The sequence below is a fragment of the Yoonia sp. 72 genome, from assembly GCF_034652275.1.
Taxonomy (GTDB): domain Bacteria; phylum Pseudomonadota; class Alphaproteobacteria; order Rhodobacterales; family Rhodobacteraceae; genus Yoonia.
In genome coordinates, this window is sequence record NZ_JAXIWG010000001.1 from 20,790 (window position 1) to 43,120 (window position 22,331).

A 22,331-nucleotide genomic window follows, 5' to 3' on the forward strand; every position below is an offset into this window, starting at 1 on the left:
GGCGCTGGATGCTCTTTATCCCCTTTGCGGGGCTGGTCGTGGTGGCAGGCATCATCGGCTATCGCATGGGCCAACTGCCGTCCGAGACGGATATCATCAACCGCTATGCCGCGACCTACCTTGGCATGGCGGGCGAAGGCGCCGCCCTGACCGATTGTGCCGCCACCACCCACCCTGACCCTGCCATCCGGATGGTCATCAACTGCGCTAACACGAATGGGCTGACCACAACCTTCTATGTCGGCCCGCGCGGAGAGGCGCTGCCCCCACCCCAAGGACCCGCCACATGACCGACCGCGCTTTGCATGAAGCAGCCCTTGCGCAGGTGCGTGATGCCGCAGCCGCCGCCGCCTTGGGCGGCGGGCAGGTCGCGCGCGACCGTCATATCGCCCGTGGTAAGATGCTGCCGCGCGACCGTGTGGCGGGCCTGCTCGACCCCGGCTCGCCGTTTCTGGAAATCGGCGCGACGGCTGCGCACGGGCTTTACGACGGCGCTGCCCCCTGCGCGGGCGTGATCGCGGGCGTGGGGCTGGTGGGTGGCGTACAGGTCATGGTCGTGTGCAACGACGCCACCGTAAAGGGCGGCACCTATTACCCTATGACGGTGAAAAAGCACCTGCGCGCGCAAGAGATTGCCCAAGCCTGCCGTCTTCCCTGCGTCTATCTGGTCGACAGCGGTGGTGCCAACCTGCCCAATCAGGACGAGGTCTTTCCCGACCGCGACCATTTCGGGCGCATCTTTTATAACCAGGCGCAGATGTCCGCGCTGGGCATTCCGCAAATCGCCGTGGTCATGGGGTCTTGCACCGCAGGCGGGGCCTATGTGCCCGCCATGGCCGATGTGTCGATCATTGTCCGCGACCAAGGCACGATCTTTCTGGCGGGCCCGCCGCTTGTGAAGGCCGCGACAGGTGAAGTGGTCAGTGCCGAGGCTTTGGGCGGCGGCGATGTGCATACCCGCCTGTCCGGTGTCGCCGATTATCTGGCCGAAGATGACGCTCATGCGCTGGCGCTGGCACGGCAGGCGGTCGCGTCATGCGAGGTACGAAATGTGTGCAACGTCAATCGCTTGGCGTCCGAACCTCCTGCACTTGATCCGGCGACTTTGTTCGACGCGATCCCCGCAGACCTGCGCACGCCTTACGACATCCGCGAGGTGATCCGCCGCATCGTGGACGGATCACGCTTTGATGAATTCAAGGCGCGGTTCGGCGAAACGCTGGTCACGGGCTTTGCCCATATCGACGGCTGGCCTTGCGGGATCGTGGCCAACAACGGGGTGCTGTTTTCGGAAAGCGCGCAAAAGGGCGCGCATTTCGTGGAACTGTGCAGCCAGCGGCGCATCCCTTTGGTGTTCCTGCAAAATATCACCGGCTTCATGGTGGGCCAGAAATACGAGAACGAAGGCATCGCGCGGCATGGTGCCAAGATGGTCACAGCGGTGGCCACAACGAAGGTGCCGAAGATCACGATGGTCGTGGGCGGATCGTTCGGGGCGGGGAATTATGGCATGGCCGGAAGGGCTTACAGCCCCCATTTCATGTGGTCTTGGCCCACCAGCCGGATCAGCGTGATGGGCGGCGAACAGGCCGCAGGTGTGCTGGCGACTGTAAAACGCGATGCGATTGAACGGGCAGGCGGTGAATGGTCGGCAGAGGAAGAAGCTGCCTTCAAGCAGCCCACGATTGACATGTTCACCGAGCAGTCCCACCCTCTCTATGCCTCGGCCCGCCTGTGGGATGACGGCATCATCGACCCGCGCAAATCGCGCGAAGTGCTGGCGCTGTCATTGGCTGCGGCCTGCAATGCGCCCATAGAGGAGACACGTTTCGGCGTGTTCCGGATGTGATGTTTACCAAGATCCTCATCGCCAACAGGGGCGAGATTGCCTGCCGTATCATTCGCACAGCGCGTGCGATGGGCGTGCGCACGGTCGCGGTTTATTCGGATGCCGATGCAGGCGCGCTGCATGTGCAGCAGGCGGATCAGGCGGTCAGGCTGGGGCCTGCGCCTGTCGCGGACAGCTATCTGCGCGGCGATCTGATCGTGCGGGCCGCGCTGGAGACAGGCGCGCAAGCCATTCATCCGGGCTATGGGTTTTTGTCCGAAAACCCCGATTTCGTGGATCAGGTGACGCAGGCGGGGCTGGTGTTCATCGGCCCCTCGGCAGATGCGATCCGCGCGATGGGGCTGAAGGATGCGGCCAAGGCGCTGATGGTCAAGGCAGGCGTGCCGGTCGTTCCGGGCTATCATGGCGCGGAACAGGATGGGGCGTTTCTGGCACAAGAGGCTGCGAAAATCGGCTATCCGGTGCTGATCAAGGCCGTGGCGGGCGGCGGCGGCAAGGGGATGCGGCTGGTTGAAAAGCCTGCCGATTTTGCAGAATCGCTGGCATCGGCGCAGGCCGAGGCGCGCAACGCTTTCGGCAACCCCGCCGTCTTGATCGAGAAATACATCACCACCCCGCGCCATATCGAGGTGCAGGTGTTCGGTGACGGCACTGACGCCGTGCATCTGTTCGAGCGGGATTGTTCGTTGCAACGCCGCCACCAGAAGGTGATCGAGGAAGCGCCCGCCCCGGGCATGACGCCGGAGCTGCGCGAAGCCATGGGGCAGGCGGCGGTGACGGCGGCCAAGGCCATCGGCTATGCCGGTGCGGGCACCATCGAATTCATCGTTGATGGCGCAGGAGGGCTGCGGCCGGACGGCTTCTGGTTCATGGAAATGAACACGCGGCTGCAGGTGGAACATCCGGTGACCGAGGCGATCACCGGCGTCGATCTGGTGGAATGGCAATTGCGCGTCGCGGCGGGTGAACCGCTGCCCTTGCGGCAGGATCAGTTGGCGATCAGCGGCCATGCGTTCGAGGCGCGGCTTTATGCCGAGGACGTGCCGGCGGGGTTTCTGCCCGCGACAGGCAGGCTCGACCATCTGGCGTTTCCTGACGGCGCACGGATCGACAGCGGTGTCGTCGCAGGGTCCGAGATCTCGCCGTGGTACGATCCGATGATCGCCAAAGTCACGGTGCATGGGCCAGACCGCGCGAGCGCTTTGCGCAAGCTGCAGGCCGCCATGGACGCGACCGAGGTGGCGGGAACGGTCACGAACCTTGATTTCCTGCGCCTGCTTGCCCGCGATACGGAATTTGTGGCGGGTGAGGTTGATACCGGCCTGATCGCGCGCGGGCAGGACAGGCTTTGCGCGGCACCGGTGCCGGATGCGCAGGCGATTGCTGTGGCGGCGGTGGTCGCGGCGGATATTCCGCAAGGGCCGCTTGTTGGCTTTACGCTCTGGGAACCGCTGGTGCGGCGGATCGTGCTGGGGCAGGGCGACGCGGTGCATGAGGTGCGCTTGCAGGTGCTTGGCCCCGACAATGTTACCGCCGATGTGGCGAGGGCGCAGGTCACTCTGCGGCGGCATGGGGCCGTTTGGGGTGCACGGGCGCTGCGGCACGGGGTGCGGCAAGTCAGTGTCTTTGGCGCGCAGACAATCACGTTCAGCATCGTCGATCCGCTGGCACGGGGGTCCGATGTCGCAGGTGGTGACGTGGTGCTGGCACCCATGCCGGGGCTGGTGCGCGAAGTTGCCGTGCAGGAGGGCGATCATGTCGTGCAAGGCGACCGGATCATCGTGCTGGAGGCGATGAAGATGGAACATGTGCTGCGTGCACCGCGTGATGGTGTGGTCGCCAGTGTGTCCGTAAAGCCGGGGGATCAGGTCGCGGCAGGCGATCTGATGGTGGCCCTTGCCCCGATCTGACGCAGGGGGCGCTGCCCCCGCCCCGGACGTTGTCCGGTGCTCCCCCGGGGTATTTGGGCTCGAACGATGGGGGTGTCGGTGACATTCGTCAGATTGCATGAGGTCGGCCCGCGTGACGGGTTGCAGAACGAAAAGCGCATCATTCCGGTGGCCGAAAAAGTGGCGCTGATCGACCTTCTGGGCCGATCAGGGCTGTGCGATATCGAGATCGGCAGTTTCGTCAGCCCCAAATGGGTGCCGCAGATGGCCGACACCCCGCAGGTCATGGCGGGGATCCTGCCGGTGGCGGGGGTGCGGTATGGCGTGCTCGTGCCCAATATGCGCGGCTGGGACGGGTTCATGGCGGCGCGTGTGCCGGGGGTGGTCTATGAGGTGGCGGTGTTTGTCGCCGCCTCCGAAGGGTTTTCGCACAGCAATCTGAATTGTTCGGTGGCAGAATCGGTGGAACGGCTGGTCCCGGTTGTGGCAGCGGCGCAGGCGGCGGGCGTGGGCTTGCGCGGCTATATTTCATGCGTGACGGATTGCCCCTTTGACGGACGGGTTGCACCCGAGGCGGTGGCAAAGGTCGCGGCCCTGCTGCGCGGGCTTGCACCGATGCCACTGTCGCTGGGCGATACGATTGGCAAAGGCACGCCCGCGACGGTCGCCGCCATGCTCGATGCGGTGCTGGAGATCGTTCCGGCAGCAGAGCTTGCAGGTCATTTTCATGATACGGGCGGGCAGGCGCTGTCCAATATCGAAACCGCGCTCGACAAAGGCCTGCGCGCGTTCGATTCGGCGGTGGGCGGGCTTGGCGGCTGTCCTTATGCGCCGGGGGCACCCGGGAATATAGCGACGGAAAAAGTGCTGGACCTGTTGCATGGCGCAGGGTTCGAGACCGGCATCGACGCGGCGGTCATCGCCGAGGCCGCAGCACTGGCAAGGAGGATGCGATGATCGATCTGGTGGTGGATGCGCGCGGGGTGGCGACGCTGACGCTGGCGCGCGCGGACAAGCATAATGCGCTGTCGCAGGCGATGATCGACGCACTGACGCAGACAGCCGCAAGGATCGCGGCGGACCGGCGCATTCGTGTCGTTGTGCTGGCGGCAGAGGGGCCGACGTTTTGCGCAGGGGGTGATCTGGGCTGGATGCGTGACCAGATTGCGGCGGATACCCCCACGCGGCGGGCGGCGGCGACATCGCTGGCGCGGATGCTGGGGGCGCTCAATACCTTGCCGCAGCCGCTGATCGGGCGCATCCATGGCAATGCCTTTGGTGGCGGGGTCGGGCTGGCCTGTGTCTGCGATGTGGCGATCGGGGTGGAGGCGGCCAGATTCGGGCTGACCGAAACGCGGCTGGGCCTGATTCCCGCGACTATCGGCCCCTATGTGCTGGCGCGTATGGGCGAGGCCAAGGCGCGGCGGGTGTTCATGTCGGGGCGGGTTTTTGGGGCGGAGGAGGCTGTGGCGCTGGACATTCTCGCGCGTGCCGTGCCGCCTGCCGCACTGGACGACGCGATTGAAGTCGAGGTTGCGCCCTATATGTCCTGCGGGCCAAAGGCGGTGGCCGCGGCCAAGGCCTTTGCCCGATCCTTGGGTCCGGTGATCGACGAGGCGACGATCGCGCGGTCCATCGATGCGCTGGTCGCCTGTTGGGACGGGGACGAGGCGGCCGAGGGGATATCGGCGTTTTTCGACAAACGTTCGCCACAATGGCCGGGTTTGACCTGACGAAAGGTCCGATTTCGGTCGCAGTTTAGGCGGAATTGGCGGGTCTATTGGCGGGGCAGGAGAGATGCCCATGCCCTTTGAATGGCCCGATGCGGAACAGATGACCTACCGGCTGTGGCGGTTGCGGCGGCTCTGGGCGCTTTGCGTCTTGCTCCCCGCCGCGGTGATTATGGCGTCGGGCGTGCCGCCTGTGTTGGGCAGTGTGGCCATTCTGGCTGTTGCCTGTCTGGTGACGCTGCATATCTGCCTTTTGCCCAATGTCGCGCATGAAACGCTGGCCTTGTCGCTGTCGCTGACAGGGCTCGTTGTGGTATTGCCGTGGGTGCAAGGGCTCGCCGGGGTGGTTCCGGTCGAGCATGCGCAGGCGGCACTGATGCTGGCAACCGCCCTTGCCGTGGGCGGGGCCGTGGTAGTGATGGCGCTGCTGGGGCAGGTGATCCGGGTGTTGGTCCATCTCGGCCCTGCGGTGCGCCTGCGCCTGCAATCGCAAACCGACCTGCCTTGTTCTGCTGCGGTGGCGCAGCGGCATTACGCCTTGCAGCCACAGACCCGCAGAGGCCGTATTCTGACGGGGCAGGCCGATGCGCAAGGCATGTTCGAGGTGGCTGTCGCATCCGCGCAGATGGCCGATCCGGCACATCCTGACCAGCCCTTGGTGGTACGTGTGGCGGCCAAGGTGTTGCAGGCAGAGCCCGGCCTTCATGACGTGCTGCTGGTCTTGCCGTGTGGTGCTGTCACGGTCACGGCCCTGCGGTTTCAGACCGCGGCGTCAGGATGCCGTGTCACCGTGTCGGACATGCCGGGGGATTTCACGCTTGGCATGTATCTGCAGTACTGGCTGACCGACCAGCAGGGGGACGCCCTGCAGGAAACAGCCGACATCATCACCGGCGCGGGCGAGCGTGCGAATGGCCTTGCGCATGGCGCATCCTTTCTGTCGCTTGCAGGGCTTGTTCTGTCCCCGTCAGCGCCTTTGGCCGACCGCGCGAAATAGCGCAGGTCACGCTGCTGCGACACCGCACTCGGTTGACCCTTGCAGGGTGCAGCGGTATGGAGCGGGTAGCCAACGAAGGGCGCGCCGGACGATGCGCCTTTTTGAAAGGAACGCACCTTGCCTGATATCGTGTCCAACTATTTGCCGATCATGATTTTTCTGGGCCTCGCCATTGGGCTGGGCTTGCTTTTGATCATCGCGGCAGCCGTGATTGCCGTGCGCAACCCTGACCCCGAAAAAGTGTCGGCCTATGAATGCGGGTTCAACGCGTTCGACGATGCGCGCATGAAATTCGACGTGCGGTTCTATCTTGTGTCGATCCTGTTCATCATCTTCGATCTGGAAGTCGCGTTCCTGTTTCCATGGGCCGTGGCCTTTGGGGACATCAGCATGACGGCCTTCTGGTCGATGATGATTTTCCTTGGCGTGCTGACGATCGGCTTTGCCTATGAATGGAAGAAAGGGGCGCTCGAATGGGAGTGATGACCGGAACGGCCGTAGGGGCCGACAAGGAACATGGCGCGCAACTGCTGAACGCGGAATTGCAGGACAAGGGTTTCCTTGTGACCAGCACCGCCGATATCATCAACTGGGCACGCACCGGCAGCTTGCACTGGATGACCTTTGGTCTGGCCTGCTGTGCGGTGGAAATGATGCACACCTCGATGCCGCGCTATGATCTGGAACGGTTCGGCACCGCGCCGCGCGCATCCCCGCGCCAGTCCGACCTGATGATCGTCGCGGGCACGCTGACCAACAAGATGGCACCCGCGTTGCGCAAGGTCTATGACCAGATGCCCGAGCCGCGCTATGTGATCTCGATGGGGTCCTGTGCCAATGGCGGCGGCTATTACCACTATAGCTATTCGGTGGTGCGCGGCTGCGACCGGATCGTGCCGGTCGATATCTATGTGCCCGGTTGTCCGCCCACGGCAGAGGCGCTGCTTTACGGTATCCTGCAGTTGCAGCGCAAGATGCGCCGCACCGGCACCATCACGCGCTGAAGGAACGACACATGACCGAAGCCTTGCAAGAACTGGGCGCGCATCTGGACCTCAAGCGCACCGATTGCGTCCAGTCATGGGATGTCGCCCATGACGAACTGACCGTGACCGTGGCACCATCGTCGCTGGTCAGTTTTGTGGAATTCCTCAAGACCGATGCGAATTGTCTGTTCTCCTCTCTCGTGGATATCACAGCGGTGGATTACCCCAGCCGCGCCAAGCGGTTCGACGTTATCTACCATTTCCTGAGCATGTATCAGAACCAGCGCATCCGCGTGCGGGTCCAGATCCGTGAACAGGATATGATGCCGTCGATCATCGGGGTGCATCCGTCGGCCAACTGGTTTGAACGCGAAGTCTTTGACATGTTCGGCATCCTGTTTTCCGGCCATCCCGACTTGCGCCGCATCCTGACAGACTACGGCTTTCGCGGGCATCCGTTGCGCAAGGATTTCCCGACAACGGGTTATACCGAAGTCCGCTATGACGAGGTGCAAAAGCGGGTCGTTTACGAACCCGTCAGCCTTGTGCAGGAATACCGGCAGTTCGATTTCATGTCCCCTTGGGAAGGCGCGAAATACGTCCTGCCCGGTGATGAAAAGACCAAGCCGGAGGCCAAAGGCTAGTGCCGGACCCAGCCATCCTTTACTGCGTCGGTGCGACCAAGGCGGGAACGTCGTGGTTTTACCGTTTGCTGCACGATCATCCCGATTGCGCGCTGCCCGCAGTGAAAGAGGCGCATTACTGGGACACATTCGCCGCCCCTGACCGTGACAAGCAGCTGGCCGCCTTCGCGCTGCGCCTGCAAGAACTGCGCACAGCCAAAGCCGTGGCAGAGGCCGAAGATCGTGGCTGGCAGGTGCGCAACCTCGACCGGCGGATCGCGGATATGACCGGGCTGATTGACGTGCTGGCCGCTGACCGCAGCGATGACGCCGCCTATCTGGCGTGGCTGGCGACAGGGCGGGGCGCGGCGCGGCTATATGCCGACATGACCCCCAATTACGCCACCTTGCCAGATGCGATGCTGGACCGGATGGTCAAGGCCGCGCCTCTGACCAAGGTGATCTACCTGATCCGTGATCCGCTTGACCGGCTGTGGTCGCATATCCGCATGCAGGCACGCCGCCAGCGGCAAAGCCATGAGGTCTATGAAAAGAAGGCGAACAACATCCTTTACCGGATGTTGAACCGTGGGGAAGAGGCACATATCCTCGCGCGCGGGGATTATGCGGGCGTGATCCGCAAGCTGCGCCGCGTGGTGCCTGCCGACCGGCTGCTGGTGGCCTTCGCGGAAACGCTGCTGACGGCTGAAGGTCTGGCGCGGGTCTGTGCCTTTCTGGGGATCGGGCCGGTCGAAGTGCCGCCGCAGGCGGTGCATGATGGTCAGCCTGTGGGGATGCTTGAAAAGCTGCGCCCGCGTGCGCAAAAACTGCTTTTTGAACAATATGACTGGGTCGCGCGCAACGTCGGCCCCTTGCCAGCGAACTGGCAGAACAATTGTGTAAGGATGACAGCATGATGGACGGCGATATCCGCGTGAACACCTATGACGACGGGTCAACCGACGCGCTGACCGGCGAACAGAAGATCCGCAACTTCAACATCAACTTCGGCCCGCAGCACCCTGCGGCCCACGGCGTGTTGCGGCTGGTGCTGGAGCTTGACGGCGAGATTGTCGAACGTTGCGATCCGCATATCGGCCTGCTGCACCGTGGCACCGAAAAGCTGATGGAAAGCCGGACCTATCTGCAGAACCTGCCTTATTTCGACCGGCTGGACTATGTGTCGCCGATGAATCAGGAACATGCCTGGTGTCTGGCCATCGAAAAGCTCACCGGCACTGTCGTGCCGCGCCGCGCCAGTCTGATTCGTGTGCTCTATTCCGAAATTGGCCGCATCCTGAACCATCTGATGAACGTCACCACCCAGGCGATGGATGTCGGCGCGCTGACCCCGCCGCTGTGGGGGTTCGAGGAACGTGAAAAGCTGATGGTGTTTTACGAACGCGCTTGCGGGGCGCGTTTGCATGCTGCCTATTTCCGCCCGGGTGGCGTGCATCAGGACCTGCCCGACCAGTTGATCGAGGATATGGATGCCTGGGCTGTGACCTTCCCGACCGTGCTGGACGACATCAACAGCCTGCTGGCTGAGAACCGCATTTTCAAACAGCGCAACTGCGACATCGGCGTTGTGACCGAACAGGACATTCAGGACTGGGGCTTTTCCGGCGTCATGGTGCGCGGTTCGGGGCTGGCGTGGGATTTGCGCCGTGCGCAGCCCTATGAATGCTATGACGAATTCGAATTCCAGGTGCCGGTCGGCAAGAATGGCGATTGTTACGACCGTTTCCTGTGCCGGATGGAGGAAATGCGCCAGTCCACCCATATCATCCGCCAAGCCTGCGCCAAGCTGCGGGTGGAAAAGGGCGATGTCATGGCGCGCGGCAAGATGACACCGCCCACACGCGGTGAGATGAAAACATCGATGGAAGCCTTGATCCATCATTTCAAGCTCTACACCGAAGGGTTCCACGTCCCCGCGGGCGAGGTTTATGCCGCGGTCGAGGCTCCCAAGGGCGAATTCGGCGTCTATCTGGTGGCCGATGGCACCAACAAGCCCTACCGCGCCAAGCTGCGCGCGCCGGGCTATCTGCATCTGCAGGCGATGGATCATATCGCCACCGGCCATCAGTTGGCCGATGTGGCAGCGATCATCGGCACGCTGGACGTTGTGTTCGGGGAAATCGACCGATGACCATGGAACAGGTCGTCCTTGGCGCGGTTGTCGCGGTCGGCTTTTTCCTGTCGGCGGCGGTGTCGCGCTGGTTTCGGCGGCCTGTCGCCGGTATCGTTTTTGGCGGCGTTGCGGGGATTGCCTTGTCCGTTGCAGTGTTGAGTTATGGGTTGACCGAGATCATGGGATCGGCACCCGTGGTTGTCGAAGATCCGGCTGAGGTTGCCGAATAAAAGGAACGTGACGATGTGGCGGATCGCAGGGGTGGGGCTGGTGACGCTTGCGGCATGCGGTGAACCTGCACCGCCCAGTGCGGCGCTTGTCGCCTCTGCATCAGAGGCGCATGTCGCCCGTGTGACGCAGGTGTTCCTAGATATGGACTGTGCGATCAACCCGATCCTGTCGGGCGGGCGTGCCGAGACTGCCGCAGGGCTGACCACGCAGGAATTTTCCGCCGCTGTTGCCGCGCTTGAAGCGCGCGGTGACGTGACCATGCAACGCGGAACGATGACGTTTCGCCTGAACCACCCTGACTGCGGCTGATGGCGCGATCCGTCAAAGCCACGAAATAAAAGGATAAAACCATGATCCGCCAGCTTTCCCTTGTTGCTTTCGTCGGCCTGTCGGCCTGCGCCTATCCGATGGCCATGCCCGCACCCGCGCCACGCCCCGTGGCGACCGTTGCCCCGCCACCGCCGCTGCCGCCCGTGGTCAACCCCGGATCGGCCAAGGACCGGTTCATCGCCGCCGTCACCGCGAACGGCTGTGAACTGACGACCGCAAACACCCAGACCGTGCTGGCAAGTGCCACCCTGTCCCAACAGGACGTGGCCCGCATCATGACCGAATTGCGCGCCGAAGGCCGGGGCGAGATCGGGGCTGATGGCCGGTCGTTCCGTGTGACGACAGGCGCTTGTATCTGATCGCAAACGCCTTGCCCGCCGTGGTGCTTGTGCTAATGGGTGGGCTGAACTCCGGCGGGATGCGTCCCGCCGCCCTGCGCCGCCCGTCGGCGCTGCCACGATGACAGGGATGACCTGATGCTACGCCGCCTTTATCACGACCAGCCCGCAACCTTTGCCTTCACCGATGCCAACCTCGCTTGGGCCAAGGCGCAGATGAAGAAGTTCCCCGAAGGCCGTCAGGCCTCGGCGATCATTCCGCTGCTTTGGCGTGCGCAGGAACAGGAAGGCTGGCTGACACGGCCCGCGATCGAATATGTCGCCCAGATGCTGGACATGGCCTATATCCGCGCGCTTGAAGTCGCGTCGTTTTATTTCATGTTCCAGCTGCAGCCCGTGGGCTCGGTCGCTCATATTCAGGTCTGTGGCACATTGTCGTGCATGATCTGCGGGGCCGAGGATCTGATCGGCGTCTGCAAGGACAAGATCGCCCCCAAGGCGCATGCCTTGTCGGCGGATGGCAAGTTTTCGTGGGAAGAGGTGGAATGCCTCGGGTCCTGCGCCAATGCGCCGATGGCCCAGATCGGCAAGGATTACTACGAAGACCTGACCGCCGAACGCCTGAGCGAGATCATCGACGAACTGGCCGCAGGCCGTGTGCCGACACCGGGGCCGCAGAATGGCCGCTTTGCGGCGGAACCCAAGAGCGGGCTGACCTCGCTGAAGGATTTCACATCCGGCAAGGCGCAGTATAACGCAAGCGTGCAGGCCGCTGTCGATATCGGCGACACGGTGAAGCGGATCGACGGGACCGAAGTCCCGTTGTTGACGCCTTGGATCACGGATGCGGCAAAGCCCAAAAAACCCGCCGCCACCAAAGCCCGCAAGGACCCCAAACCGTCCGCAGATGTGCCTGCCGATGCCAGCGGTGTGACCAAACAAGAAGCGCAAGCCGCGTCCAAGGGGCGGCCCGTGTCCAAGTCCAACCCCGAACTGGCAGGGGCCGAGGAAAAGGCGGTCGAGAAAAAACCGCGCGCCAAGCGCACCCCGAAAAAGCCCTCCGAATAGGCGCTTTGGCGAGGTGACAGTGGCAAGAACGGGCAACTTGCACAAAAAATTTACGCAAAGCCGCCATTTCAGGTAGAAGTTGCAGGATAGCCCGTGCTGTGGTCATTTGACGCAGAAACGGACCAGCAGATGCAGAATTGCATGACGGACCACCTGAAGGGAGAATTGAGAAGATGAACAACACTGCACCGATCTGGATGGGGATCGCCGCGATTGCGGGCCTTGTCTTTGTTGTCGCACTGGGCGTTTCCTATGTGCTCTACGACCTGGGCTTGAACGGGTCCGTTTTCGTGGCCGTCATCGTGTCGGGAGTCGCGGCCGTTGCGCTGGCGCTTGGCTGGCGTCCGGCGCGCAACGATCCCGATGCCGCCCATTCCAAGGGCAGTGAAACGGTCGATATGACAAAAGCCGCCCCTGCCACACCTGCCGCCGCCGCCGTGCGCGATGCCGCCCCCGGCCACGAGGCCGAAGCCGAACGCAAAGCTGTCGCCGAGGAAGAAGGTATGCAGCAGGTCACGACCGAGGCCGAAGTCACCCCGACACAGCCCACGCCCGCCCCGCCTGTGACGCCAAGCCCCGGCAAGAAGCCGCCTGTCCTGGCTGCCGCTCGCGACAACCGCCCCGATGATCTCAAGCTGATCAGCGGTGTTGGGCCAAAGCTGGAACAGACGCTGCATGGCATGGGCATTTTCCATTTCGACCAGATCGCCGCTTGGGGCCCTGATGAGCTTGCGTGGATGGATGACAACCTCGCTGGCTTCAAGGGCCGCGCCAGCCGTGATAACTGGGTTGCGCAGGCCAAGACGATGGCCGCAGGCGTATAAAGATCGGCATGGCAAGGCACGGTGACACATCAGAGGCGAAGGCCGGACAACGCGTCGCGTTGACGGTCGCCGCCGTTGGTGTTCTCTGGATGTTGGCCACCATGATCGGGTCCGAATACGGCTGGTCCAACCGGACGCGCGCCGTATTTGACCTTGCAGCGCTGGCCGGATTCGGCTTTGCGCTGTGGCAGACATTTCAACTCTGGCGTACGCGCCGGAACGACAAAGGCGAGAACTGATGCTCAAGGATCAAGACCGGATTTTCACCAACCTCTACGGGATGCACGACCGCACGCTGAAAGGCGCACAGGCGCGCGGCCATTGGGATGGCACGGCTGACATCATCAAGAAAGGCCGCGACTGGATCATCACCGAGATGAAAGCCTCCGGTCTGCGCGGGCGTGGTGGTGCGGGTTTCCCCACGGGTCTGAAATGGTCCTTCATGCCCAAGGAAAGCGACGGTCGCCCGTCCTATCTGGTGGTCAATGCCGACGAATCCGAACCGGGCACCTGCAAGGACCGCGAGATCATGCGCCACGACCCGCATACGCTGGTCGAAGGCTGCCTGATCGCGTCTTTCGCGATGAATGCCCATGCCTGCTATATCTACATCCGCGGCGAATATATCCGCGAGAAAGAGGCGCTGCAGGCTGCCATCGACGAAGCCTATGCCGCAGGGTTGGTGGGCAAGAACGCCTGCAAATCTGGCTGGGATTTCGACATCTATCTGACCCACGGGGCAGGGGCCTATATCTGCGGTGAAGAAACCGCGCTGCTCGAAAGCCTTGAAGGCAAAAAGGGCATGCCGCGGATGAAACCGCCGTTTCCGGCCGGTGCGGGCCTTTATGGCTGCCCGACAACGGTGAACAACGTCGAATCCATCGCCGTGGTGCCGACGATCCTGCGCCGTGGCGGCGCGTGGTTCAGCGGTTTTGGCCGCCCGAACAACGCGGGCACCAAGCTTTTCGCGATCTCGGGCCATGTGAACAACCCCTGTGTCGTCGAAGAGGAAATGTCGATTCCCTTCGAAGAGCTGATCGAAAAGCATTGCGGCGGCATCCGTGGCGGCTGGAACAACCTCAAGGCCGTGATCCCCGGCGGGTCATCCGTGCCCTGCGTGCGCGGTGAAAACATGCGCGACGCGATCATGGATTTCGACGCGCTCAAGGAAAAGGGTTCCTCGCTTGGCACCGCGGCGGTCATCGTGATGGACAATTCCACCGATATGATCAAGGCGATCTGGCGGCTTTCGAAATTCTACAAGCACGAAAGCTGCGGCCAGTGCACCCCTTGCCGCGAAGGCACGGGCTGGATGATGCGCGTGATGGCGCGTCTGGTCGAAGGCAATGCATCCGTGGACGAAATCGACATGCTGTTGGACGTGACAAAACAAGTCGAAGGCCATACGATCTGCGCATTGGGTGACGCCGCCGCCTGGCCGATCCAAGGGTTGATCAAGAATTTCCGGGACGAGATCGAGGACCGGATCAAACATAAACGTATCGCGGGGATGGCAGCAGAATGATGATCCGGGGTTTGATGATGGGGGCGGCGCTGACGCTGGCCGCCTGTGCGACAGGCTCCGGCCCCGCGCGTGAACTTAGCGATCCTGCCGTGCAGCGCCTGCTGAACATGCCGACGCCCGAGTATTACGCGACGCTGACCCTTGCCACGCGGGTCGCGCAGAACTGCGCGCGCTACCGCTATGACGCGGAGCTTGATTCCCTGATGAACGAGCGCCGCAACGAACTGGGGCGCGGGTCGCTCTCCGCCAATTCGCAGCGCAATGCGATCGAGCTGGAAACCGACGTGATCCAGCGCAGTTTCGGCGTCAAGCACGGGGTCGAGATGACGGGCTCCGATCTGTGCCCCGCCGCCGATGCCGAAGTGCTGGAAGGTTCCGCGCTGAGCGCGATGCTGGTGCCGGTCTGATCTGCTGACAATTCGTGACGCTTTTGAAAAGGTCGCGCCCCGGCGCGGCCTTTTTTCTTGCCAATCCCGTTGCAAAAGGCTTCGTCACAGGTCGGTTTGCGGCGCGGACCCCTGCCGTCGGATTGCCGGATGCGAAAAGCGGATCTTGCCAGGTTCTGCGTGTTCCGACTTGGCAGGTAGATCCGAGCGTGTATCTTCGATCCTGAGGGCTGCGCGTTTGGCATGGTAAGGCGATATCGACAGATGATGTTCAAAATGTTCGCTGGCCTTGTTGCGCTGATCGGCCTGTCGCTGTTTGCCAGCTGCGCCGCGCAGACAGCGGCGCAGGGCACCTATATCGACGTCACGCGGGCCGAACTGGACGCGGCGCTTGCAAGAACCCTTGCCGAAAGCCGCGACGTTGATTTCCCCGAAAAGACCCGCTTCACAGAGTTGCGGTTCGTCCATGAGGCGGGCCTCGGGATCGCAGGGCAGGCGCGGTTCTTTGACCCGCGGTCAGGGGACTATCCACCGCCAGACATCGCGTTTTTCGGGATGGTGCCGTTAGGGTACTGGCGGGTGGAAAACGGTGCACTGACCTTCCGGCTGGTCGCTGTTGACGGCATTGCGCCGGTCCCGCGTGGTGAATCTGCCGACAGTGACCTGGCAGAGGCGATCCGCGACAGTCTCAGCACCGGTGTCGGCGATTTAATGTCGCGCATGTCCTTCCCGACAGGTCTTGACCCGGACCGCCGTTGGATCATTGGCAGCGCCGAGGTGACGCCTGAAGCGATAAGGTTCGAACTGCGCGCGCGCTGACGCGAAGCTTGCGCGCTCATGAAAGAGCGCTGTGATTAACTGGGTCGCGGATCACGGCAGGCCCGTCGCGCTGGCCCCTAGCTGTGGTCGGTTTTGTCGACCGCAGCATCCCCCGCGAGAATCCGCTGGCGGATCATTTGCATGATCTTCTTTCTTGTCGCTTCCTGAGACGGCATCGTCACGCTTGAGGCATGACGCGCACGCACCTTTCGCGGGCGGATAACAGGGGCAACCTCGACAGGCTGTTCTGCGGTTTCTCCGGCAATCAAAACCAGAAAATCTTTGGGCTGGCGACATTCGAAATATTCGACCCACAGCTCGTCTTGTCCGTTTTGCTGCAAAAGCGGAATCAGCCTCAGATCAAAATCGGACCCGAGCGCAAAGCGATCCCATGTCTTGTGCAACGTATCTGATTTGGCGAGATGATCACTGACGGTATTCAGGACGACCATGGACAAGGTCAGATGATCGTAAATGGCCGACTCGTCGCCGGAAAGATTTTGTTCGCCCTCATAGCGCTGCATCACCGCACGCGTGGCACGTCGCAGGACTTTCAGCTTTGCGACCACATCGACCTTATGATGCGGCTCAAGCTGGATACTCTTGGAAACTGGCTTGATACTCATAACGTTCCATCTTCAAAAAACCGCAAGACAGTTAAAAATTGAGCCTCTCGACACTGAAGGTCCGGCGTCTGCAGCCGCTCTGGCTCAAACAAAAACGAGCTGCGGCATTCGAGAGTTAGCCTATTTTGGGTGTTCGGTCGATACTTTCATATGGTTATCCGAATTCCGTTACTACTTTGAAAAGAACGCCCCAAAGTAATGCTGTATTTAGAACTACAATCATTGCGCGAATGCGGGTTCGGGCCGTGCACAGGACTGCGCCTGTAGCCAAAATCGCCTTGTTGCGCGCGACAGTCATTCGCCGCACCACATGGTTCAGGCGACCCGCTTGGGAACATTCAGGCCACAGTGGTGTCCTTCATGCGCGGAAAATCCCCGCTCGCGGTGTGTTGATATTGAATAACGCGTCCCTTGGCGCAATCTGTTGCCCAAGGGTGCCGTTCCGAGCGCCCAAGCAAGAGGCATGACAATGACAAGAACAACAATAGCAATCATGGTGGTGTTGCTGGCGACCGTCAGCTTTGCGGGCACGCTGTCGGCGCAATCCGCGTTGAAAGACGAAGCAGCGGTGCGTGACGGCATCATCGACGTGGGCATCGCCTATGAGATTTCGCAGAATTGCGACAGTATCCGCGCGCGCACCATTCGCGGCATCACCTATCTGCAATCCCTGCGCACCACCGCCCGCGATCTGGGCTACAGCGACGCCGAGATCGACGCCTATATCGACGACCGCGCCGAAAAGCGGCGGCTGGAAGGTATCGCGCGTGCGCAGCTTGCTTCGCTGGGGGCAGTCACGGATGATCCGGCCAGCTATTGCGCGGTCGGGCAGGCGCAAATTGCTGCAAATACACGCGTTGGCTGGCTTCTGCGCTGACCGCAGGTCAGCGATCACAAATTGCGGTCTTTTTTGCCGTTCGCACTGGCGTCAGGTGGACTTGCGCGTTAGAACGCCCCCAACGCGCCTACCCCTAATGCGGCACATGGCGCGACGGGAACAAGAAGGCACGCCATGTCTGATCTGCGCAAAGTCATCATCGATGGAAACGAGGTCGAGGTGGATGGGGCAATGACCCTGATCCAGGCCTGCGAAATCGCAGGCATCGAAATCCCTCGGTTCTGTTATCACGAACGCCTGACCATCGCCGGCAACTGCCGCATGTGTCTGGTCGAGGTTGTGGGCGGCCCGCCGAAACCCGCCGCCTCTTGCGCGATGCAGGTCAAGGACCTGCGGCCCGGCCCCGATGGTGCGCCACCCGTGGTGAAAACCAACAGCCCGATGGTGAAAAAGGCCCGCGAGGGCGTGATAGAATTCCTGCTGATCAACCACCCGCTGGATTGCCCGATCTGCGACCAAGGCGGCGAATGCGATCTGCAGGATCAGGCGATGGCCTATGGCGTCGATTTTTCCCGCTACCGCGAACCCAAGCGCGCGACCGAGGATCTGAACCTTGGCCCGCTGGTCGAAACCCACATGACGCGCTGCATTTCCTGCACCCGCTGTGTGCGTTTCACGACAGAGGTCGCGGGCATCAGCCAGATGGGCCAGACCGGCCGTGGCGAGGATGCAGAGATCACAAGCTATCTGGGCGAAACGCTCGACAGCAACCTGCAAGGCAATATCATCGACCTGTGCCCCGTGGGTGCGCTTGTGTCCAAGCCTTACTCCTTTACCGCGCGGCCTTGGGAACTGACCAAGACCGAATCCATCGACGTGATGGATGCGCTGGGGTCCAATATCCGCGTTGATACCAAGGGCCGCGAAGTGATGCGCTTTCTGCCGCGCAACCATGACGGCGTGAACGAGGAATGGATTTCCGACAAGACGCGTTTCGTCTGGGACGGCCTGCGCAAGCAGCGGTTGGACACGCCTTACATTCGCGAGGCCGGAAAACTGCGTAAAGCCACATGGCCAGAGGCGCTGGCTGCTGTCGCCGCCGCGATGAAGGGCAAGAAGGTTGCAGGCTTGGTCGGTGATCTGGCTCCGGCCGAGGCCGCCTTTGCGCTGAAGCAGTTGATCGAGGGGCAGGGCGGGAATGTCGAATGCCGCACCGATGGTGCGAAACTGCCCATCGGCAACCGGTCCGCCTATGTCGGCACCGCCGCAATCGAGGATATCGACACGGCGCAGATGATCCAGCTGATCGGGACTGATCCGCGTAACGAAGCCCCCGTGCTGAACGCGCGTATCCGCAAGGCCTGGGCGCGCGGCGCCACGGTCGGCTTGATCGGGCCGAATGTCGATCTGACCTATGATGTCGTGCATGTCGGCACCGACCGTCAGGCGCTGGTCGATACAGCCGCCAAGGACATGGGCAAAGTCACCGAGATGGACAGCCTTGTCATCATCGGCATGGGCGCCCTGCGTGAAGCCGATGGCGAGGCCGTGCTGTCTCAGGCGATGGCGCTGGCAGACAAGACCAAATCGCGCTTCCTTGTGCTGCACACCGCCGCTGGCCGTGTCGGTGCAATGGATGTGGGTGCTGTCACCGAAGGTGGGATGGACGCCGCATTGGACGGGGCCGAAGTCATCTACAACATGGGTGCCGACGAGATCGACATCAAACCGGGTGCTTTCGTGATCTATCAGGGCAGCCACGGCGACCGCGGCGCGCATCGCGCCGATATCATCCTGCCTGCTGCCGCCTATACCGAAGAAAACGGCCTGTTCGTGAACACCGAAGGGCGGCCACAGCTTGCGCTGCGCGCCAGTTTCCCGCCGGGCGAGGCCAAGGAAAACTGGGCGATCCTGCGCGCCTTGTCGGCTGAACTGGGCGCGACTTTGCCCTACGACAGTCTTGCGCAACTGCGTCAGGCGCTGGTGGCAGCCCATCCGCATCTGGCAGCCCTTGACGAGGTGGTAGAAAACGACTGGCAGCCACTGCCGCTGGCAAAACCCGGCAAGGCCGATTTCGTGCTGGCTGTCAGCGATTTCTACCTGACCAACCCGATTGCGCGCGCATCCAGCCTGATGGCCGAACTGAGCGCCAACGCCAAGGCACGCAAAGCCGCACCTCTGGCTGCGGAATAAGGACGACACCATGGTCGAGTTTTTTACCAATACCAACCTTGGGATTGTCCTGCTGATCCTTGGGCAATCGCTGTTGCTGCTGATCCCGCTGCTTTTGGCGCTGGCCTTCCTGATGTATGCCGACCGCAAGGTCTGGGCCGCGGTCCAGATGCGGCGGGGGCCAAATATCGTGGGGCCCTTCGGGTTGCTGCAATCCTTTGCGGATTTCCTGAAGTATATCGTCAAGGAAATCGTGGTGCCTGCGGGGGCCGATAAATTCGTCTTTTTCCTTGCCCCGATGATCACCTTTGTCGTGGCGGTGATTTCATGGGCTGTGATCCCGTTCAACGATGGCTGGGTGCTGGCCGATATCAATATCGCGATCTTCTACATCCTCGCGATCTCGTCGCTGGGCGTGTATGGCATCATCATGGGCGGCTGGGCGTCGAACTCCAAATATCCGTTTCTCGGTTCGCTCCGGTCGGCAGCGCAGATGATTTCCTACGAAGTTTCGATCGGCCTCATCATCATCGGCGTGATTATCTCCACGGGTTCGATGAACCTGACTGATATCGTGAACGCGCAGCGTGGCGATGCGGGGCTGTTCAACTGGTATCTGATCGCGCATTTCCCGATGCTGTTCTTGTTCTTCATCAGCGCCTTGGCCGAAACCAACCGCCCGCCGTTTGACTTGCCCGAGGCGGAATCGGAACTGGTCGCGGGCTATCAGGTCGAATATTCGTCCACACCGTTTCTGCTGTTCATGATCGGCGAATTGATGGCCGTGGTGCTGATGTGCGCGCTGGTCACGTTGCTCTTCCTTGGCGGCTGGCTGTCGCCGATCCCCGGCCTGCCAGACGGCATCCTGTGGATGGTCGGGAAAATGATGCTGGTGTTCTTCGCCTTCGCGATGGTCAAGGCGATCACTCCGCGGTACCGCTATGACCAGTTGATGCGCATTGGCTGGAAAGTGTTCCTGCCGCTGTCGCTGGGCTGGGTCGTGCTGGTGGCGTTTCTGGCGAAATACGAAGTGCTGGGGGGCTTTTGGGCCCGCTGGACGATCGGAGGCTAAGCTATGTCCAAGACCAATATGGATTACACCCGCGCGGCCAAGTATTTCCTGCTTCAGGATATCTGGGCCGGTTTCCGGGTTGGTATGAAATACTTTTTCGCGCCCAAGGCGACGCTGAACTATCCGCATGAAAAAGGGCCGCTATCGCCCCGTTTCCGTGGCGAACACGCGCTGCGCCGCTATCCCAACGGCGAGGAACGCTGCATCGCCTGCAAATTGTGCGAGGCCGTGTGTCCTGCGCAGGCGATCACCATCGACGCCGAACCGCGTGACGACGGGTCGCGCCGCACGACGCGTTATGATATCGACATGACCAAATGCATCTATTGCGGTTTCTGTCAGGAAGCCTGCCCCGTGGATGCCATCGTCGAAGGGCCGAATTTCGAATTCAGCACCGAGACGCGCGAAGAGCTTTACTATGACAAAGCCAAACTCTTGGAAAACGGCGACCGCTGGGAATCCGAGATCGCGCGCAATCTCGCTTTGGACGCGCCCTACAGATGAGCGACCAGAACCCCTTTGAAGCGATGATGAAGATGAGCCAGGACTGGGCCAAGTCGATGAATTTCGACATGGAGGCTTTTACCCCCAAAGGCTTTGAAAACCTCTGGCCGACCATGCCCAAAGAAGCGATGGAGATGTTCTTTGGCAAAGGCATCAACCCTGACGGGCTGGACGCCAAGACGCGGCTTTTGCTGACGCTGGCGGGGCTGACCGTGCTGGGCGCGCAGGCCGAGGCGCAGATCCGCCTGACGGTGCGGCATCTGGTCGAGGCGGGGGCCACCAAACAGGAAATCGCCGAAACCATCGCGCAGATGGGTATGTTCGCGGGCGTGCCTGCGATGACCAAGGCCATGGAACTGGCCAACGAAGTCTTGCAAAAGGACGATGACGCATGAGTGTGTTCGCCTTCACCTTTTACCTTTTCGCGATCAGCACCGTCACAGGTGGGCTTTTCACCGTGATCAGCCGCAATCCGGTGCATTCGGTGCTGTGGCTGATCCTTGCGTTTTTGTCGTCGGCGGGTCTGTTCGTGACGCTGGGGGCGGAATTTGTCGCCATGCTGATGATTATCGTCTATGTCGGCGCGGTTGCGGTGTTGTTCTTGTTCGTCGTGATGATGCTCGACGTGGATTTCGCCGGGCTGAAGGCGGAGATGACCAAGTATCTGCCGCTCGCCCTGCTGATCGGGGTCGTGATCCTGATGCAGCTGGCGATGGCGCTGGGGGTCTGGGGCTTTTCCGAAGGTGTCGAAGGGCGCATCGCCGCTCCCGTGGGCGAGATGGAGAACACCCGCGCCTTGGGCATGCTGCTTTATGACCAGTACTTCCTGCTGTTCCAGCTGTCGGGTCTGATCCTGCTGGTCGCGATGATCGGGGCCATCGTGCTGACTCTGCGCCACCGCGTCGATATCAAGCGGCAGAACGTGCTGAACCAGATGTACCGCGATCCCGCCAAGGCGATGGAACTGCGGGATGTGAAGCCGGGGCAGGGGCTGTGATGAAAAATTTTTCGCGAAAAATTTTGGCAGGACAAGAAATTTTGACAAAATTTCTTGTGGCTGACCCTGCGACAAAGGTGACGGCATGATCGGACTTGAACATTATCTGACGGTGGCAGCGGCGCTGTTCATCATCGGCATCTTCGGGCTGTTTCTGAACCGCAAGAACGTGATCATCCTGCTGATGAGCATCGAATTGATGCTGCTGGCTGTGAATATCAACCTTGTCGCCTTTTCCAGCTTTCTGGGCGATCTGGTGGGGCAGGTCTTCACGCTTTTCGTGCTGACCGTCGCCGCGGCCGAGGCCGCGATCGGGCTTGCGATCCTTGTGTGTTTCTTCCGCAACCGCGGGACCATCGACGTTGAAGACGTCAACGTGATGAAGGGCTGACC

The 22,331-nt window shown here is 61.7% G+C and carries 27 protein-coding genes and 1 pseudogene; 27 read left to right on the plus strand and 1 reads right to left on the minus strand.

Annotation, left to right across the window (positions count from 1 at the left end):
* Window positions 1–8: 8 nt before the first annotated feature.
* The 20 genes and pseudogenes from VCK47_RS00115 (at window position 9) to VCK47_RS00210 (ending at window position 15,729) form a co-directional block, all read left to right on the plus strand.
* The gene (locus tag VCK47_RS00115) at window positions 9–290 is read left to right on the plus strand and encodes a hypothetical protein (RefSeq protein ID WP_322892053.1); all 282 of its coding nucleotides are present in this window, start codon (window positions 9–11) and stop codon (window positions 288–290) included.
* A complete protein-coding gene (locus VCK47_RS00120; protein ID WP_322892054.1) occupies window positions 287–1,849 on the plus strand; it encodes a carboxyl transferase domain-containing protein in 1,563 nt (520 codons plus the stop codon). Before VCK47_RS00115 ends, VCK47_RS00120 begins: the two co-directional genes overlap by 4 nt.
* A complete protein-coding gene (locus VCK47_RS00125; protein ID WP_322892055.1) occupies window positions 1,849–3,759 on the plus strand; it encodes an acetyl/propionyl/methylcrotonyl-CoA carboxylase subunit alpha in 1,911 nt (636 codons plus the stop codon). Before VCK47_RS00120 ends, VCK47_RS00125 begins: the two co-directional genes overlap by 1 nt.
* Before the next feature lie 78 nt (window positions 3,760–3,837).
* Complete coding sequence (locus VCK47_RS00130) at window positions 3,838–4,695, plus strand: hydroxymethylglutaryl-CoA lyase (RefSeq protein WP_322892056.1); 858 nt, start codon at window positions 3,838–3,840, stop codon at window positions 4,693–4,695.
* Entirely contained in the window at window positions 4,692–5,471 is a 780-nt protein-coding gene (locus tag VCK47_RS00135) for a crotonase/enoyl-CoA hydratase family protein (RefSeq protein WP_322892057.1), read from the plus strand. Before VCK47_RS00130 ends, VCK47_RS00135 begins: the two co-directional genes overlap by 4 nt.
* Before the next feature lie 70 nt (window positions 5,472–5,541).
* A complete protein-coding gene (locus VCK47_RS00140) occupies window positions 5,542–6,465 on the plus strand; it encodes a hypothetical protein (protein ID WP_322892058.1) in 924 nt (307 codons plus the stop codon).
* Between the two features lie 150 nt (window positions 6,466–6,615).
* Window positions 6,616–6,948 (plus strand): NADH-quinone oxidoreductase subunit A, encoded by a 333-nt coding sequence (locus VCK47_RS00145; protein ID WP_416236658.1) that lies wholly within the window; start codon window positions 6,616–6,618, stop codon window positions 6,946–6,948.
* Window positions 6,939–7,469, plus strand: a complete 531-nt coding sequence (locus VCK47_RS00150; RefSeq protein WP_026352491.1) for a NuoB/complex I 20 kDa subunit family protein — start codon at window positions 6,939–6,941, stop codon at window positions 7,467–7,469. Before VCK47_RS00145 ends, VCK47_RS00150 begins: the two co-directional genes overlap by 10 nt.
* 11 nt (window positions 7,470–7,480) lie before the next feature.
* Window positions 7,481–8,095, plus strand: coding sequence for an NADH-quinone oxidoreductase subunit C (locus VCK47_RS00155; RefSeq protein WP_322892060.1), 615 nt, complete (start codon window positions 7,481–7,483; stop codon window positions 8,093–8,095).
* Window positions 8,095–8,991 (plus strand): sulfotransferase, encoded by an 897-nt coding sequence (locus tag VCK47_RS00160; protein WP_322892061.1) that lies wholly within the window; start codon window positions 8,095–8,097, stop codon window positions 8,989–8,991. The genes VCK47_RS00155 and VCK47_RS00160 overlap by 1 nt, the downstream gene beginning before the upstream one ends.
* Window positions 8,988–10,226 carry an NADH-quinone oxidoreductase subunit D gene (locus VCK47_RS00165; RefSeq protein WP_322892062.1) on the plus strand — a complete coding sequence of 413 codons (1,239 nt, stop codon included), beginning with the start codon at window positions 8,988–8,990 and terminating at the stop codon, window positions 10,224–10,226. Before VCK47_RS00160 ends, VCK47_RS00165 begins: the two co-directional genes overlap by 4 nt.
* Window positions 10,223–10,438 carry a hypothetical protein gene (locus VCK47_RS00170; protein ID WP_322892063.1) on the plus strand — a complete coding sequence of 72 codons (216 nt, stop codon included), beginning with the start codon at window positions 10,223–10,225 and terminating at the stop codon, window positions 10,436–10,438. The genes VCK47_RS00165 and VCK47_RS00170 overlap by 4 nt, the downstream gene beginning before the upstream one ends.
* Window positions 10,439–10,451: 13 nt before the next feature.
* Complete coding sequence (locus VCK47_RS00175) at window positions 10,452–10,748, plus strand: hypothetical protein (RefSeq protein WP_322892064.1); 297 nt, start codon at window positions 10,452–10,454, stop codon at window positions 10,746–10,748.
* Between the two features lie 41 nt (window positions 10,749–10,789).
* The gene (locus tag VCK47_RS00180; protein WP_322892065.1) at window positions 10,790–11,128 is read left to right on the plus strand and encodes a hypothetical protein; all 339 of its coding nucleotides are present in this window, start codon (window positions 10,790–10,792) and stop codon (window positions 11,126–11,128) included.
* A gap of 117 nt (window positions 11,129–11,245) precedes the next feature.
* Window positions 11,246–12,163: pseudogene (gene nuoE / locus VCK47_RS00185) on the plus strand (NADH-quinone oxidoreductase subunit NuoE); the annotation flags it as partial.
* A gap of 185 nt (window positions 12,164–12,348) precedes the next feature.
* Window positions 12,349–12,999 (plus strand): NADH:ubiquinone oxidoreductase, encoded by a 651-nt coding sequence (locus tag VCK47_RS00190; RefSeq protein WP_322892066.1) that lies wholly within the window; start codon window positions 12,349–12,351, stop codon window positions 12,997–12,999.
* Window positions 13,000–13,007: 8 nt separating this feature from the next.
* Window positions 13,008–13,238, plus strand: a complete 231-nt coding sequence (locus VCK47_RS00195) for a DUF5337 domain-containing protein (RefSeq protein WP_322892067.1) — start codon at window positions 13,008–13,010, stop codon at window positions 13,236–13,238.
* On the plus strand, window positions 13,238–14,524 hold the full coding sequence (gene nuoF / locus VCK47_RS00200) for an NADH-quinone oxidoreductase subunit NuoF (RefSeq protein WP_322892068.1): 1,287 nt from the start codon (window positions 13,238–13,240) through the stop codon (window positions 14,522–14,524). The genes VCK47_RS00195 and nuoF overlap by 1 nt, the downstream gene beginning before the upstream one ends.
* Entirely contained in the window at window positions 14,521–14,931 is a 411-nt protein-coding gene (locus tag VCK47_RS00205; RefSeq protein WP_322892069.1) for a hypothetical protein, read from the plus strand. Before nuoF ends, VCK47_RS00205 begins: the two co-directional genes overlap by 4 nt.
* A 255-nt stretch (window positions 14,932–15,186) precedes the next feature.
* Complete coding sequence (locus VCK47_RS00210; protein WP_322892070.1) at window positions 15,187–15,729, plus strand: hypothetical protein; 543 nt, start codon at window positions 15,187–15,189, stop codon at window positions 15,727–15,729.
* Between the two features lie 77 nt (window positions 15,730–15,806).
* Here VCK47_RS00210 and VCK47_RS00215 read toward each other — a convergent pair whose 3' ends face one another.
* Window positions 15,807–16,355, minus strand: coding sequence for a hypothetical protein (locus VCK47_RS00215; RefSeq protein ID WP_322892071.1), 549 nt, complete (start codon window positions 16,353–16,355; stop codon window positions 15,807–15,809).
* Window positions 16,356–16,824: 469 nt separating this feature from the next.
* On the opposite strand from VCK47_RS00215, the gene VCK47_RS00220 reads away from it, so the two are divergent.
* The 7 genes from VCK47_RS00220 (at window position 16,825) to nuoK (ending at window position 22,329) form a co-directional block, all read left to right on the plus strand.
* Window positions 16,825–17,232 carry a DUF5333 domain-containing protein gene (locus VCK47_RS00220; protein WP_322892072.1) on the plus strand — a complete coding sequence of 136 codons (408 nt, stop codon included), beginning with the start codon at window positions 16,825–16,827 and terminating at the stop codon, window positions 17,230–17,232.
* A 135-nt stretch (window positions 17,233–17,367) separates the two neighbouring features.
* Window positions 17,368–19,386, plus strand: a complete 2,019-nt coding sequence (gene nuoG, locus VCK47_RS00225) for an NADH-quinone oxidoreductase subunit NuoG (RefSeq protein WP_322892073.1) — start codon at window positions 17,368–17,370, stop codon at window positions 19,384–19,386.
* Window positions 19,387–19,396: 10 nt separating this feature from the next.
* Window positions 19,397–20,437, plus strand: coding sequence for an NADH-quinone oxidoreductase subunit NuoH (gene nuoH / locus VCK47_RS00230; RefSeq protein ID WP_322892074.1), 1,041 nt, complete (start codon window positions 19,397–19,399; stop codon window positions 20,435–20,437).
* Between the two features lie 3 nt (window positions 20,438–20,440).
* Window positions 20,441–20,941 carry an NADH-quinone oxidoreductase subunit NuoI gene (gene nuoI / locus VCK47_RS00235; RefSeq protein WP_322892075.1) on the plus strand — a complete coding sequence of 167 codons (501 nt, stop codon included), beginning with the start codon at window positions 20,441–20,443 and terminating at the stop codon, window positions 20,939–20,941.
* Window positions 20,938–21,336, plus strand: a complete 399-nt coding sequence (locus tag VCK47_RS00240) for a carboxymuconolactone decarboxylase family protein (RefSeq protein WP_322892076.1) — start codon at window positions 20,938–20,940, stop codon at window positions 21,334–21,336. Before nuoI ends, VCK47_RS00240 begins: the two co-directional genes overlap by 4 nt.
* On the plus strand, window positions 21,333–21,938 hold the full coding sequence (locus VCK47_RS00245; protein ID WP_322892077.1) for an NADH-quinone oxidoreductase subunit J: 606 nt from the start codon (window positions 21,333–21,335) through the stop codon (window positions 21,936–21,938). The genes VCK47_RS00240 and VCK47_RS00245 overlap by 4 nt, the downstream gene beginning before the upstream one ends.
* A gap of 85 nt (window positions 21,939–22,023) precedes the next feature.
* Entirely contained in the window at window positions 22,024–22,329 is a 306-nt protein-coding gene (gene nuoK / locus VCK47_RS00250) for an NADH-quinone oxidoreductase subunit NuoK (protein ID WP_007205169.1), read from the plus strand.
* The last annotated feature ends 2 nt before the right edge of the window (window positions 22,330–22,331 follow it).

Bases quoted from the DNA above. Each gene is read 5' to 3' on its own strand.
- VCK47_RS00215 (WP_322892071.1), bottom strand. From the start codon at position 16,355: ATGAGTATCAAGCCAGTTTCCAAGAGTATCCAGCTTGAGCCGCATCAT.
- VCK47_RS00195 (WP_322892067.1), top strand. From the start codon at position 13,008: ATGGCAAGGCACGGTGACACATCAGAGGCGAAGGCCGGACAACGCGTC.
- VCK47_RS00120 (WP_322892054.1), top strand. From the start codon at position 287: ATGACCGACCGCGCTTTGCATGAAGCAGCCCTTGCGCAGGTGCGTGAT.
- VCK47_RS00115 (WP_322892053.1), top strand. From the start codon at position 9: ATGCTCTTTATCCCCTTTGCGGGGCTGGTCGTGGTGGCAGGCATCATC.
- VCK47_RS00140 (WP_322892058.1), top strand. From the start codon at position 5,542: ATGCCCTTTGAATGGCCCGATGCGGAACAGATGACCTACCGGCTGTGG.
- VCK47_RS00240 (WP_322892076.1), top strand. From the start codon at position 20,938: ATGAGCGACCAGAACCCCTTTGAAGCGATGATGAAGATGAGCCAGGAC.
- VCK47_RS00125 (WP_322892055.1), top strand. From the start codon at position 1,849: ATGTTTACCAAGATCCTCATCGCCAACAGGGGCGAGATTGCCTGCCGT.
- VCK47_RS00150 (WP_026352491.1), top strand. From the start codon at position 6,939: ATGGGAGTGATGACCGGAACGGCCGTAGGGGCCGACAAGGAACATGGC.
- VCK47_RS00170 (WP_322892063.1), top strand. From the start codon at position 10,223: ATGACCATGGAACAGGTCGTCCTTGGCGCGGTTGTCGCGGTCGGCTTT.
- VCK47_RS00145 (WP_416236658.1), top strand. From the start codon at position 6,616: ATGATTTTTCTGGGCCTCGCCATTGGGCTGGGCTTGCTTTTGATCATC.
- VCK47_RS00180 (WP_322892065.1), top strand. From the start codon at position 10,790: ATGATCCGCCAGCTTTCCCTTGTTGCTTTCGTCGGCCTGTCGGCCTGC.
- VCK47_RS00175 (WP_322892064.1), top strand. From the start codon at position 10,452: ATGTGGCGGATCGCAGGGGTGGGGCTGGTGACGCTTGCGGCATGCGGT.
- VCK47_RS00245 (WP_322892077.1), top strand. From the start codon at position 21,333: ATGAGTGTGTTCGCCTTCACCTTTTACCTTTTCGCGATCAGCACCGTC.
- nuoG (WP_322892073.1), top strand. From the start codon at position 17,368: ATGTCTGATCTGCGCAAAGTCATCATCGATGGAAACGAGGTCGAGGTG.
- nuoI (WP_322892075.1), top strand. From the start codon at position 20,441: ATGTCCAAGACCAATATGGATTACACCCGCGCGGCCAAGTATTTCCTG.
- VCK47_RS00190 (WP_322892066.1), top strand. From the start codon at position 12,349: ATGAACAACACTGCACCGATCTGGATGGGGATCGCCGCGATTGCGGGC.
- VCK47_RS00165 (WP_322892062.1), top strand. From the start codon at position 8,988: ATGATGGACGGCGATATCCGCGTGAACACCTATGACGACGGGTCAACC.
- VCK47_RS00220 (WP_322892072.1), top strand. From the start codon at position 16,825: ATGACAAGAACAACAATAGCAATCATGGTGGTGTTGCTGGCGACCGTC.
- nuoH (WP_322892074.1), top strand. From the start codon at position 19,397: ATGGTCGAGTTTTTTACCAATACCAACCTTGGGATTGTCCTGCTGATC.
- VCK47_RS00205 (WP_322892069.1), top strand. From the start codon at position 14,521: ATGATGATCCGGGGTTTGATGATGGGGGCGGCGCTGACGCTGGCCGCC.
- nuoF (WP_322892068.1), top strand. From the start codon at position 13,238: ATGCTCAAGGATCAAGACCGGATTTTCACCAACCTCTACGGGATGCAC.
- nuoK (WP_007205169.1), top strand. From the start codon at position 22,024: ATGATCGGACTTGAACATTATCTGACGGTGGCAGCGGCGCTGTTCATC.
- VCK47_RS00135 (WP_322892057.1), top strand. From the start codon at position 4,692: ATGATCGATCTGGTGGTGGATGCGCGCGGGGTGGCGACGCTGACGCTG.
- VCK47_RS00155 (WP_322892060.1), top strand. From the start codon at position 7,481: ATGACCGAAGCCTTGCAAGAACTGGGCGCGCATCTGGACCTCAAGCGC.
- VCK47_RS00210 (WP_322892070.1), top strand. From the start codon at position 15,187: ATGTTCGCTGGCCTTGTTGCGCTGATCGGCCTGTCGCTGTTTGCCAGC.